Source organism: Fusibacter sp. QWL-12 (genome assembly GCF_058683495.1).
The window spans coordinates 3,689,332-3,702,633 of the sequence record NZ_CM178745.1; the positions used below are offsets into that span (position 1 = coordinate 3,689,332).

At 36.4% G+C, this 13,302-nt stretch carries 9 protein-coding genes; all 9 read left to right on the forward strand.

Going from position 1 to position 13,302, the window contains the following annotated elements:
- Nucleotides 1-540: a hypoxanthine phosphoribosyltransferase gene (gene hpt / locus AC4PID_RS17645; RefSeq protein WP_492133306.1), complete on the forward strand. Its 540-nt coding sequence runs from the start codon at nt 1-3 to the stop codon at nt 538-540.
- A gap of 96 nt (nt 541-636) precedes the next feature.
- Nucleotides 637-1,305 carry a deoxyribose-phosphate aldolase gene (gene deoC, locus AC4PID_RS17650; protein ID WP_492133307.1) on the forward strand — a complete coding sequence of 223 codons (669 nt, stop codon included), beginning with the start codon at nt 637-639 and terminating at the stop codon, nt 1,303-1,305.
- Between the two features lie 250 nt (nt 1,306-1,555).
- Nucleotides 1,556-2,698: an AI-2E family transporter gene (locus AC4PID_RS17655; RefSeq protein ID WP_492133308.1), complete on the forward strand. Its 1,143-nt coding sequence runs from the start codon at nt 1,556-1,558 to the stop codon at nt 2,696-2,698.
- Between the two features lie 20 nt (nt 2,699-2,718).
- Nucleotides 2,719-3,537, forward strand: coding sequence for a response regulator (locus tag AC4PID_RS17660; protein WP_492133309.1), 819 nt, complete (start codon nt 2,719-2,721; stop codon nt 3,535-3,537).
- Between the two features lie 234 nt (nt 3,538-3,771).
- Nucleotides 3,772-8,004: an acyl-CoA dehydratase activase-related protein gene (locus AC4PID_RS17665; RefSeq protein WP_492133310.1), complete on the forward strand. Its 4,233-nt coding sequence runs from the start codon at nt 3,772-3,774 to the stop codon at nt 8,002-8,004.
- Nucleotides 8,005-8,267: 263 nt separating this feature from the next.
- Nucleotides 8,268-8,975 carry a purine-nucleoside phosphorylase gene (deoD, locus tag AC4PID_RS17670; RefSeq protein WP_492133311.1) on the forward strand — a complete coding sequence of 236 codons (708 nt, stop codon included), beginning with the start codon at nt 8,268-8,270 and terminating at the stop codon, nt 8,973-8,975.
- Nucleotides 8,976-9,073: 98 nt separating this feature from the next.
- Nucleotides 9,074-10,699, forward strand: a complete 1,626-nt coding sequence (locus AC4PID_RS17675) for a putative manganese-dependent inorganic diphosphatase (RefSeq protein WP_492133312.1) — start codon at nt 9,074-9,076, stop codon at nt 10,697-10,699.
- 22 nt (nt 10,700-10,721) lie between these two features.
- Complete coding sequence (locus AC4PID_RS17680; protein WP_492133313.1) at nt 10,722-12,014, forward strand: methionine gamma-lyase family protein; 1,293 nt, start codon at nt 10,722-10,724, stop codon at nt 12,012-12,014.
- A 43-nt stretch (nt 12,015-12,057) separates the two neighbouring features.
- Nucleotides 12,058-13,230 carry an NAD(P)-dependent malic enzyme gene (locus AC4PID_RS17685; RefSeq protein WP_492133314.1) on the forward strand — a complete coding sequence of 391 codons (1,173 nt, stop codon included), beginning with the start codon at nt 12,058-12,060 and terminating at the stop codon, nt 13,228-13,230.
- The last annotated feature ends 72 nt before the right edge of the window (nt 13,231-13,302 follow it).

Sequence of the window (13,302 nt, forward strand, 5' to 3'; positions counted from 1 at the left end):
ATGAAAAACGATGTTAAATCAGTACTTTATTCTGAAGTTCAACTTAAAGAACGTGTAAAAGCAATAGCAGATCAAATCTCTGCTGATTATAAGGACAAAGAACTCTTATTAGTAGGCGTACTAAAAGGTGCAAATGTATTTATGTGTGACCTTATGAGAGAGATTAGCTTCCCAATACAAATTGATTTTATCGCAGCTTCTAGTTATGGACATTCTACAGAAAGTTCTGGTGTCGTAAAAATTTTAAAAGACTTGGATTTTAGCATTGAAGGCAAACATGTATTGATTGTTGAAGATATTATCGATACTGGTTTAACTTTAAAATATCTTACAGAAAACTTCCATTCAAGAGGACCAAAGAGCTTAGAAATCTGTACATTGCTTGATAAACCTGAAAGAAGAATCGCAAAACTTGATGTAAAATACGTCGGATTCGAAATTCCAGATGAATTTATCGTAGGGTATGGTATCGATTATGCTGAGAGATATAGAAATTTACCTTACATCGCAACATTAAAAGAATCAGTTTATTCTAAATAATTTCGTTGTAAACTTATTATAAAAAATAGGTTTCTTATTTGACGATTGGGTAAGTATCAAGTATGATTGAACTGAAATCAAAGAAGAGGTGATTCTATGAATATTGCTAAAATGATTGATCATACGATTTTAAAACCAAATGTTACCGATGCTGATGTCATTAAGGTCTGTGATGAAGCTAAAGAATATGGATTTTTCTCAGTTTGTGTTAATCCATACTTTGTGCCATTAGTTGCAAAAGAACTCAAAGGTACAGATGTAAAGGTAACTTCAGTAATTGGCTTTCCACTTGGTGCCAACACAACTGAAATGAAAGCATATGAAGCAAAGAAAGCTGTAGAAGACGGTGCAAATGAAATCGATATGGTTCTCAATGTATCTGCTTTAAAAGATCAGAAATATGATTTTGTTAAGAATGATATCGCTGCTGTTGTTGAAGCGATTAAAGGGAAAGCCATCTTAAAGGTGATTCTTGAAACTTGTCTATTAACTAAAGATGAAATTGTTAAAGCAAGCGAATTATCTAAAGAAGCTGGCGCTCAGTTTGTAAAGACTTCAACTGGTTTTAGCACTGGTGGTGCTACTGCAGAAGATGTTGCACTTATGAAAAAAACAGTAGGTGATGCTTTAGAAGTAAAAGCTTCTGGTGGTGTGAGAGATTATGCAACTGCTAAAGCAATGGTGGATGCAGGTGCTACTCGAATTGGTGCATCAGCATCAGTTGAAATTGCAACAAACAGTGGAACAAGTAATTCAGATTATTAATAATCATTCTTTTTAATAACAATTAGGTTGTCGTAATTATATTATGACAACCTATTTTTAATTTTTGATTTTATACTATACGAATCAACTTCAATATCTCTTTTTCGACTTACATATAAATCACGCAATCCAAACATAAGACTTAAAACTCATTTTACTATTAAAACCTTATTTTAATACAAATTAGGACGTAAATCAGATATAATAGTATTAACTAAAAATCATGATTGCCTTTGGGTAGGAGAGTAGTATGAATCTAAAAGAAATTCGCTCATCAACTTTTGCAAAACTTATTATTATTGCGACATTAATCATTATCATTATGACTAAAACGGATCTCTTGACGATTATAACAGCGGCAATTTCTCCTGTTTTACTTGCTTTTATACTGGCATATTTTTTAGATTATATTGTCAGATTTTTTGAAAACAAAGTTCATCTACCTCGATTCATTTCCATTATTATTACTTTTGCTATTTTTATATCTTTGATTGGATTGTTAGGGGTTGTTGTAATTCCAGGTATTGTAGATGCAGTTGCTTCTTTAATAAAGACCATTTCCACAATAGATTATAAAAATTCTTTTGATTTTTCGTTTTTAAACCGAATTGATTTTAATAACGTTTATCTTAAGCAACTACAGCAAACATTAATTGACACGCTTACACCTTTCTTACAAAAGATAACCAACTTTACAGGCTCTGCAGTATTACTCATTGTGACTCAGCTCCAGCAAATTACATCTGGTTTGATCTCATTTATTATTGCTCTTGTTATTGCAATCTATATGCTCGCTGAAAAGAAGGACCTAGTCGCTAGAATTAAACGTATGATTTATGCTTATTTCAATGATAAGCAAGTCAATTGGATTTTTTATGTTTCAAGAAAAAGCGATACAATTTTCAAGGATTTCGTCATTGGAAAATTCATAGATAGTACAATTATTGGTTTTTTATCTTATTTTGTATTTACTTTTTTCCATTTCGAATATGCAATGATCATTGCACTAATAATTGGTATAACTAACATGATTCCATATTTTGGTCCATTTTTAGGCGCAATACCCGCTGGTGTGATTACACTTATTGCCAACCCAACACATCCTATCAGCGTTGTCTATATTTTATTATTGGTACTTGCAATCCAACAACTAGATGGACTGGTTATTGGACCGTTTATTTTAGGTGACTCTGTCGGTGTTTCCGCATTTTGGATTATCGTTGCTGTAACCGTTGGTGGTGCTGCCTTTGGTATCGTGGGTATGTTTTTAGGTGTCCCAGTTTGTGTACTAATTAAAACGCTTCTTGAAGAGGATATAGAAAGGAAGCTCTCTTCAAAAGGATACGAAGGATTAGAAGAAAGTCAGATAAGAAATAGAAGAAAAAAGAAATAGTTAGCTAATAGGGAGGTCAAATGACTCATATAATGGTAGTCGATATCAATGCAACAACTGCGTACCGGATAAAAAAAATACTTGAACATGTAGCAGTTGAGATTGTAAGTGCCTCTACAATGTATGAAGCCATAAATAGAGTAGGGAATCTTCAATCGGTTTTGGATATGATCATAATAGACGTAAACTTGGGTCCAGAAGATGGTTTTGAGTTAATCGGAAAATTAAGAGATATCAATCCAAACCTCGTCGTAATCATCGCCACAAGTCTAAACACTAGAAAATCATTTGTTAAAGCGATACGCGTTGGTGCAAATGACTACATTTTAAAGCCTTTTGATGACGATTATTTTAGAAGCAAGTTAACGGCACATATCTCACAAATAGATCAGGCAAAAACTTTACCTGTAAGTTCTACTAAGCAGATTGATGTCTCCATCTATAACGCAATAAAGAAAGCCATAAGAGAAAATCATGAACTTTTAATTGGTTTAATTTTATTCTATAACAAACAAAATCCAGCAATGACGATCTCTGGTGTAAGAGATCTAGCGTTAATAAAAGGACTCGGTAGGGAGCTTGAAACTGATTTAAATCCCGATGATGAGTTATTTAACCACGATAATAATGGTTTTGTAGTTGTATTGCATAAAAAATCACTCAGCTCGAAACCTCAAGTTATTGAGCATTATAAAACCTTGTGTACCGATTATCTTCTAGAAAAAAATCTCGATGCATTTGATTTTGAAATCGCATTTTTAAATTTACCAAACGAAATTGATCCAAGACACAATGCACTTAGTGTGCTTATGCAAAAGATTGAAAAAAATATTAAATAAACTATTATATATAAAGTAATCTTAATTTCAAATTAATTCCATTTGAAGTTTGAAAGGTTTCCATATAAGATAAGTTTTATCAAGCAAAAGATATGCCAAAATAGACGTGAATTTGAAATTCATGTCTTTTCTTTTCCTAATTTTAATATTTTAGCTATTTTATTTTAAACAAAAAGTATTATAATAGATATTAGTTTGAAATTAAAAAATACTCTTTTTTGACCGAGGTGTCATATGAATCAGACTTATAACGTTGGCGTCGATGTTGGTTCTACCACTGTAAAAATGGTAATTCTCAACGAAGAACGCCAAATCATTTTTAAGGAGTATAGACGTCACTTTTCTGACGTCAAGAACACCGTCAAGGCATTATTTGACGATGCGAAAAATGTACTTGAAAGTGCTACATTAAAATTAATGGTTACTGGCTCTGCTGGACTAGGACTTGCTGAAAGCTTAGGTGTAAGTTTTGTACAAGAAGTTGTCGCTTGCTCAAAAGCCATTAAAAAATTCGCGCCCCAAACTGATGTTGCCATCGAATTAGGTGGTGAAGATGCAAAAATTATGTATTTTGGGACATCAGTTGAACAACGAATGAACGGAACATGTGCCGGTGGAACCGGTTCTTTCATAGACCAAATGTCATCTTTACTTAAAACAGATGCAGATGGTTTAAATAAACTTGCAATGAACCATCGTGAAATCTATCCAATCGCTTCACGATGCGGTGTTTTTGCAAAAACGGACATACAGCCTTTACTTAATGAGGGCGCTTCAAAAGAAGATATTGCAGCTTCAGTATTACAAGCAGTTGTTAATCAAACGATCAGTGGACTTGCTTGTGGTAAGCCAATACGAGGAAGAGTTGCTTTTCTAGGGGGCCCATTGTCCTTCTTACCTGAACTTCGTAAAAGGTTTGAGGTGACCCTTAATTTATCAGAGCAAGATATTGTCACCATCGATAATCCTCAATACTTTGTCGCATTAGGTGCTGCACTCCAATCAGAGGCGGTTGACCCGCTCGAACCGCATTGCATTTATGATAAAATGCCTAACATCTACTGTGAAGGACCTGACTCTGAAGGACATTTGGATCAGTTATTTGTCGATGATGCGGATTTTAATGCATTTAAAGAAAGACATGCTGAGCATAAAGTCAACAGAGCGGATTTAGCTGAAACAAAAGGCCCATTATTTTTAGGGATAGATGCCGGTTCAACAACAACTAAGTTAGCTGTTGTTGATGCAAATAAAAACCTTGTATTTAGCCATTATGGTTCAAATGAAGGCAATCCACTATCGACTACTATTTCGGCACTTAAAACGCTTTACAGTCAAATGCCAAGCGATACATTTATTGCATATTCTACTGTCACTGGTTATGGCGAGAGCCTTATTAAAGCTGCATTGAAAATCGATCATGGTGAGATTGAAACGGTAGCGCATTATAAAGGTGCAGATCACTTTTTGCCAGGTGTAGATTCCATCCTCGACATTGGTGGTCAGGATATGAAAAGTCTTAAGGTTCAAGATGGTGTTATTCATTCTATCATGTTAAATGAAGCCTGTTCTTCAGGCTGTGGTTCATTTATTGAGACGTTTGCCAACTCCGTCAATCATACGGTCCAAGACTTTTCTAAATTGGGTCTAATGGCTGAAAACCCTGTTGATCTTGGTACTCGCTGTACTGTATTTATGAATTCAAGAGTAAAGCAAGCGCAAAAAGAAGGCGCAACCGTTGGCGATATCTCAGCTGGGATATCAATGTCAGTAGTTAAAAATGCGCTCTTTAAAGTTATTAGAATGCGTTCGATTGAAGACCTCGGCGAAAAAATAGTCGTTCAGGGTGGTACTTTCTATAATGAGGCGGTATTAAGAGCACTTGAAAAAATGTCAGGAAAAGAAGTGGTTCGCCCAGATATTTCTGGTATCATGGGTGCATTTGGCTCTGCTTTAATTTCATTAGAAAGATATGAGTCTGGCTATATCTCAAACTTACTTGACAATGATCAAATAGACGCATTTGGTACAACTACAGAAACGCGCAGATGTAATCTCTGTACCAATCATTGCCAGCTTACCATCAATCATTTCTCTGATCAAAGACAGTTTATTACTGGTAACAGATGTGAGAGAGGTGCGGGAATTGAAGTTGCTGAGAATACACTACCGAACCTATATGAGTATAAGCTTAATCGAGTATTTGATTACCCTGTTTTGAGCCGTAAAGAAGCGACGAGAGGTGTTGTAGGTATTCCTAGAGTTCTTAATATCTATGAGGATTATCCGTTTTGGGCAGCATTTTTTACATCACTTGGTTATAGATTAGAGCTTTCTTCACGTTCTTCAAGAAAAGTTTACGAGATGGGGATGGAAACGATTCCGTCTGAGAGTGTTTGCTATCCAGCAAAACTCGTTCACGGACATATTGAGGACTTAATTAATCGAAAAGTTGATAAAATATTTTATCCATGTATTCCGTTTAACACGAAGGAAGATCAAGGTGCAAACAATCATTATAATTGTCCAGTTGTAACGTCATACCCAGAGACCATTCATACGAATGTGGATCATATTAGAAATAAGAATGTTCATTATTACCATCCATTCTTACCAATTGATGCACCAGATAGAATGAAGAAACGCGTCTATGATGAACTCAAGTCGTGGGGACTGTCAAAGGAAGAAATCTATTCTGCAATAGACAAGGGCTATGAAAGCTTAGAAAAATACCGCTCCGACGTCAGACACCAAGGTGAACTTGCGCTTCAATATATTGAAAATCATAAGATTAAGGGCATTATCTTAGCTGGTCGTCCATATCATATCGATCCTGAGATCAATCATGGTATACCTGAGTTAATCAAATCTTATGGTTTCGCCGTTATTTCGGAAGATGCGATCGCACATTTAGATGACATCGATCGTCCTCTACGCGTTGTCGATCAATGGGTCTATCACACTAGACTCTATGCAGCGGCTACTTTTGCCTCTAAACGTAAGGATATTGAACTCGTCCAACTGAATTCTTTTGGATGCGGTTTAGACGCAGTAACATCTGACCAAGTGCGCGAAATATTAGAAGCAACTGGTAAAATTAGCACACTGATTAAAATTGATGAAATCAACAATCTTGGTGCAATTAGAATTCGAATTCGTTCACTCATTGCTGCAATCAGCGAAAGAGATAAGCAATGCTTTATTCCTGAAGAGTTTAAAGCAACTGAGGAACGTGTTATATTTACTGAAGAAATGAGAAAGACGCATACCATTTTGGTACCGCAAATGTCTCCAATTCATTTCCAGTTTATGGAAGCTGCTTTGAAGCCAGAAGGTTACAACATAGAGGTGTTACCATCGTTAGATGTTAGTGCTGTAGATGAGGGACTCAGATATGTGAATAACGATGCATGCTATCCATCTATTTTGGTTGTTGGTCAAATGATGAAAGCGCTTAACTCAGGCAAGTATGACCTCAATAAAACGGCGTTAATAATCTCTCAAACTGGCGGTGGCTGTAGAGCAACTAATTATATCGCGTTTATCAGACAAGCACTAAAAAGCGCAAAAATGGGTCATGTACCTGTAATTTCATTAAACGCACTAGGACTTGAAGACAATCCTGGCTTTAAGCTTACGAAATCCGTAGTAGAAAAACTAGTACAATCGATCTTATACGGTGACCTCTTCATGCGTGTACTTTATAAAACAAGACCTTACGAGTTAGAAAAAGGATCAGCTAATGCTCTTTATGAAATGTGGGTTGAGAAATGTAAACAAGCTATCGTTAAAGGGGATCGTAGAACCTTTAAGAAAATGATTAGTGGTATTGTTACAGATTTTGATAACTTGCCTTTAACGGATGAGATTAAGCCAAAGGTAGGACTTGTTGGCGAGATATTAGTAAAATTCCATCCAACTGCTAATAATAATATCGTCGATTTAATAGAACGTGAAGGCGCTGAAGCCGTAATGCCTGACTTAGTAGACTTCTTCTCATATACTGCCTATAACGGCGTTTTGAAAAACAAGTATCTTTCAGGATCAATGAAGGCAAGGCTAACCAGTGAAGTCTTAATCAGCTTAATAGAATATTATAGAAAGCCATTGGTTAAAGCACTGGAAGCAAGTAAACGCTTTGAACCACCTAAGCATATCAAAGCTTTAGGTGAACTCGCTGAACCACATCTTTCACTTTGCAACCAAACTGGTGAAGGATGGTTTTTAACAGCTGAGATGGTTGAGTTGATTCATAGTGGCGTTGATAATATCGTCTGTATGCAGCCATTTGCGTGTCTACCAAATCACATCACTGGAAAAGGAATGATTAAAGAGTTGAAACACAGTTATCCTAGCTCAAACATCGTTGCTATCGATTATGATCCGGGGGCAAGTGAGGTCAATCAAATCAATCGTATTAAGCTTATGCTGGCAACTGCTCATGAAAAGGTTAATGCTATTGAATAGAGGTATAAAGAGTTCTATTAAAATGAATATTAAAATCACATTGTTAGAACTATATTTCTAATCCGATTACAATTACAATTACAATTTGTTAAAGCGAAATATTTGCTTAAATTAGAGAACCTTAGGGTTCTCTTTTTATGTTCTGTTACCATATAAACAGCTCAATCATACCCACTTTTCTTTCATTTGCTATGAGAACCTTACATGGCAAACAAACTTTAAATCTGATATAATAAACATGATTATAAATGGAGGTGTTAAATTTGAGTACACATATTAATGCTAAACTCGGCGATATCGCTGATATCGTTTTATTGCCTGGCGATCCACTAAGAGCAAAATATATCGCAGAAACATTTCTGGAGAATCCAGTTCGCTATAATGAAGTAAGAGGGATGTATGGCTTCACAGGCACTTACAATGGCGTAAGAGTCTCTGTTCAAGGAACTGGAATGGGGATGCCATCATTATCCATCTACGTGAATGAGCTTTTAAGATTCTACGATGTAAAAAAACTAATCCGCGTTGGTTCATGTGGCGCTATGGTACCAAAAGTGAAGATTAGAGATATTATTCTTGCACAAGGCGCAAGTACATCTTCTAATATGAACAATCGTCGTTTCCCAGGACTCAATTTTGCTGCTATTTCAGACTTTAATTTACTTCATAACACTTACATGACTGCACAATCACTTGGTATGAACGTTCATGTGGGTAATATCCTATCTGAAGATAGCTTCTATGAAGATTTTAACGCAAATAGAAATGAGAAGTTAGTGGAATACAATATCCTTGCTGTAGAAATGGAAGCAGCTGAGCTATATACTTTAGCTGCACGTTATAAGGCACAAGCATTGTGTGTTTTAACTGTAAGTGATTCATTGGTAACTCAAGAGGAAACAACTGCTGCTGAAAGAGAACGTACTTTTGGCGATATGATTAAACTTGTCTTAGACACAGTAACTAAATAGTTGGCATTTTGCGCCATATTTAAATTTCTTAGGATGCTTAGGCATCCTTTTTTATGTTATAATGTTGGTTGAATAAGATATAAGGAGGAACAAATGCCATGGAAGATAAGATACTCATTTTTGGACACAAAAATCCCGATACCGACAGTGTTACCTCCGCGATAGCACTTTCATATCTCAAAAATCAAAATGGTCTCCAAACCGAACCTTGTGTTCTCGGAGAAATTGCAAAAGAAGCAGAGTTTGTTTTGGATTATTTTAAGGTAGACAAGCCTAGAATGCTTGAAAATGTCAAAATTCAATTAAAAGACTTGGACTTTGATAAAATCATGCCCCTTGAACCCTCAAATTCCATTTTAAAAGCGTATAACCACATGAATGCCTATAAGATTAGAACGCTTCCTATCGTCGATCAAGAAGGCTATTTAATCGGTATCATAACAATGAAGGATATTGCAATGAATGCCATAAATGGTGATTATCACGCGCTGCACACGACGTTTAATAACATTCGTCAGGATTTAAATGCAGACATTTTAAATTATGGTCATAGCGATATTAACGGCCACATCATCATCACAGCCTTTCATGAGACTACAATTATAAGACAACATAGAATTGAAAGCGATTCCATCGTTATTACAGGTGACCGCTTTGATATAATAGAACATGCAATCTCTAAAAAAGCACAAATGATTATCGTTACTGGTGATTTACAGATTCCTGAAGTGCTTATGGATAAAGCGAAAGTGTCAGGCGTCAACCTTATCCGAACACCTTACGATACCTATTCGACTTCAAAGCTCATCAACCAAACGAACTTCGTAAGTACGATTATGAAAAGCGATCGTTTGATGAAATTCAAAGTAGATGAGTATCTTGAAAATTGTCGTGAGATTATTCAGACCTCTAAACATTCAAAGTTTCCTGTGGTTGATGAAGCTGGAAAATACCTTGGAATTATTGGTCGTACACACTTTTTAAATCCCACTAAGAAAAATGTCATACTTGTGGATCATAATGAATATTCTCAGTCTGCGAGTGGATTGAATGAAGCTAATGTTCTAGAAATATTAGATCATCATAAAATAGGGGATATCAGTACCAGTCTACCTATAACATTTAGAAATATGCCAGTGGGCAGTACGAATACCATCATTTTTCAGCTTTTCAAAGAAGCTCAAATCGAAATCCCTAAACAAATCGCTGGGCTGATGTTATCGGGAATCGTATCGGATACACTTTTACTTAAGTCGCCAACAACGACTTACTTTGACGAGCATGCTGTCTCTGTATTAAAAGAAATCGCAGAAATAGACCTTTCTAAATATGCTCTTGAAATGTTTAGAAGTGGTACTTCACTTGACGGTAGAACGGTTAACGATGTGTTTTATAACGACTTTAAAGAATTTGTTATCGATGGATATAAACTTGGCATTTCACAAGTTTTCACACTTAATTTCGAAGAGATTGCATCACAAGAGGACGCATATCTAAAGCTTATAAGAAAAATCCACGACGGTAGAGATCATTACCTAACTCTAATGCTAGTGACTGATATCATCAAAGAAGGTTCTTACACCTATTTCGAATCCAAGCACGATCGATTATTAAGTATGGCATTTGAAAAATCTGTTGACCAGGGAACTTTTATCGATAGTATTGTTTCGAGAAAGAAACAGATTATTCCTATGCTAATCAATGCGATTAATATGATTAAATAAATATAGATCACCGGAGGCAGCCTTGACTTATAACAAGCTCAATTATTATGATGCACTCGGCATCAGCTCTGATACTTTAAATTTTATTAGAGAGAAAGAGATAGAAATTCAAGATCAATTTTCAAATATCGATGAAATTGCGCAGCATAATCAAATGAAAGTTCTATATGCAATGCAAAAACACAGACTTTCCGACATACATTTCAATTGGAATACTGGCTATGGGTATGATGACATTGGTAGAGATGCTGTCGAAAATATCTATAGTACTCTGTTTGGTGCTGAAGACGCCATTGTAAGACCTATTATTGTTTCAGGTACACATGCATTAACACTAATGCTCACTGGCGTTCTTAGACCCAATCAAAGGATGCTTAGCATTACCGGTAGACCTTATGATACGCTAGAAAAGGTCATAGGACTTTCGACATCAGAGTCTATGTCACTTATGGATATTGGTGTCACTTACGACGAAGTGTCTTTAAAAGAAGATGGTGGTTTTGATTTTAACGCCATTGATTCAAAACTCAATGAAAATACAAACGTTGTTTACATTCAGCGCTCTGCGGGATACTCGTGGAGAAGAGGATTAACTATAAACGAAATAGCAGATGTAATTGCTCATGTCAAAAACAAGTGCCCACAAGTTATTGTCATGGTAGATAACTGCTATGGGGAGTTTTTAGATTACCTAGAACCGACGGAGGTTGGTGCCGATTTAATGGCTGGGAGCTTAATTAAAAACCCTGGTGGGGGATTAGCGCTTAGCGGTGGGTATATTGTTGGCAAGAAACACCTTATCGAACAGGTTGCTGGACGTATGACCTCGCCAGGAATAGGAAAAGAATGTGGTTTAACATTTGGTCAAACAAGACCTATTCTTCAAGGCCTTTTTATGGCACCGAAGGTTGTAAGTGGTGCACTAAAAGGTGCAATTTTATGTGCCAAAGTATATGAACATTTCGGTTACAGAGTCAATCCTAGCCCAGAATCGTCACGAAGCGATATCATTCAAGCAATTGAATTTAAATCTCCGGAAAAGGTCATCGCTTTCTGCCAAGGCATTCAAAGTGCTTCGCCTATCGATAGCTTTGTTTCACCTGAGCCATGGGCGATGCCTGGGTATAGTAGCGATGTTATTATGGCAGCAGGTGCATTTGTACAAGGTTCTTCCATAGAACTCAGCGCTGATGCGCCTATCAGAGAACCGTATATCGCCTATTTCCAAGGTGGCTTAACCTATGAGCATTCAAAATTTGGCGTAATGAAATCCTTGCAGTTTCTAATGGACCGAAGTTTAATCACACTCAAGTAGTTGCTATTCCATTTTGCTAAAGGCAAAAAATCAAGGAGGTAATATGAACTATAATCAATTAGCACTTGAGCTACATGAAGCTAAAAAAGGTAAAATCGAGGTTACAAGTAAAGTAAACCTAGAGACAAAGGTTGATTTATCTACAGCATATACGCCTGGCGTTGCTGAACCTTGCAGAAAAATTGCAGCTAATCCTGACGACGTTTATAAGTACACATCAAAAGGTAATTTAGTCGCAGTTGTTTCTGACGGATCTGCGGTTTTAGGATTAGGCAATATTGGCGCAAAAGCGGCTATTCCAGTTATGGAAGGTAAAGCAATTCTTTTTAAAGCATTTGCCGGTGTTGACGCTTTTCCAATCTGTGTTGAATCGCAAGAAGTGGATGATATCGTGAATACTGTGGTTCAAATTGCACCCGTTTTCGGTGGTATTAACTTAGAGGATATTTCTTCCCCAAGATGCGTTGAGGTAGAGAGAAAGCTTAAATCGTTATTGGATATTCCGATTTTCCATGACGATCAACACGGAACAGCGATTGTCGTTTGTTCTGCTTTAATTAACGCATTAAAGATTGTAAATAAGAAGATTGAAGACATTACAATCGTTATCAACGGTGCAGGATCTGCTGGGAATGCTATCGCTAGAATGTTAGTTGATATTGGTGCTAAAAACATACTCTCGTGCGATCGTAAAGGCATCTTAAATAGAAATGAAACACAAAAGAACTGGGTACAGGATGAAATTGCTCTTATTACAAATCCAGAACTTAGAACTGGCACTTTAGCAGATGCAATGGTTGGTGCAGATGTTTTTATCGGAGTTTCGTCAAAAGACGCCGTTTCTCAAGAAATGGTTAAGTCCATGAACTCAGATGCAATCGTCTTTGCAATGGCAAATCCGGATCCAGAAATCATGCCAGATCTCGCAAAAGAGGCAGGGGCGAGAATCGTTGGAACTGGTCGCTCAGACTTCGAAAATCAAATCAACAATGTTTTGGCTTTCCCAGGCATCTTTAGAGGTGCACTCGATGCTAGAGCATCGGATATTAATGAAGAGATGAAAATTGCTGCTGTACATGCAATTGCTTCTTTAGTTGCTGATGAGGAGCTAAATGAATCCTACATTATTCCATCTGCACTTAACAAATCAATAGGCGATAGAGTTGCTAAAGCAGTGTATGAGGCTGCAGTTAAATCTGGTGTTTCTAAATTATAACCTTAACTTCAAGTAACTCTGTTTGAAATTCCTGCTTGTTTATTGTTTTTTAATAAGGAGAAGTATTATGAC

Bases quoted from the DNA above. Each gene is read 5' to 3' on its own strand.
- AC4PID_RS17655 (WP_492133308.1), top strand. From the start codon at position 1,556: ATGAATCTAAAAGAAATTCGCTCATCAACTTTTGCAAAACTTATTATT.
- hpt (WP_492133306.1), top strand. From the start codon at position 1: ATGAAAAACGATGTTAAATCAGTACTTTATTCTGAAGTTCAACTTAAA.
- deoC (WP_492133307.1), top strand. From the start codon at position 637: ATGAATATTGCTAAAATGATTGATCATACGATTTTAAAACCAAATGTT.
- AC4PID_RS17685 (WP_492133314.1), top strand. From the start codon at position 12,058: ATGAACTATAATCAATTAGCACTTGAGCTACATGAAGCTAAAAAAGGT.
- AC4PID_RS17675 (WP_492133312.1), top strand. From the start codon at position 9,074: ATGGAAGATAAGATACTCATTTTTGGACACAAAAATCCCGATACCGAC.
- AC4PID_RS17665 (WP_492133310.1), top strand. From the start codon at position 3,772: ATGAATCAGACTTATAACGTTGGCGTCGATGTTGGTTCTACCACTGTA.
- AC4PID_RS17660 (WP_492133309.1), top strand. From the start codon at position 2,719: ATGACTCATATAATGGTAGTCGATATCAATGCAACAACTGCGTACCGG.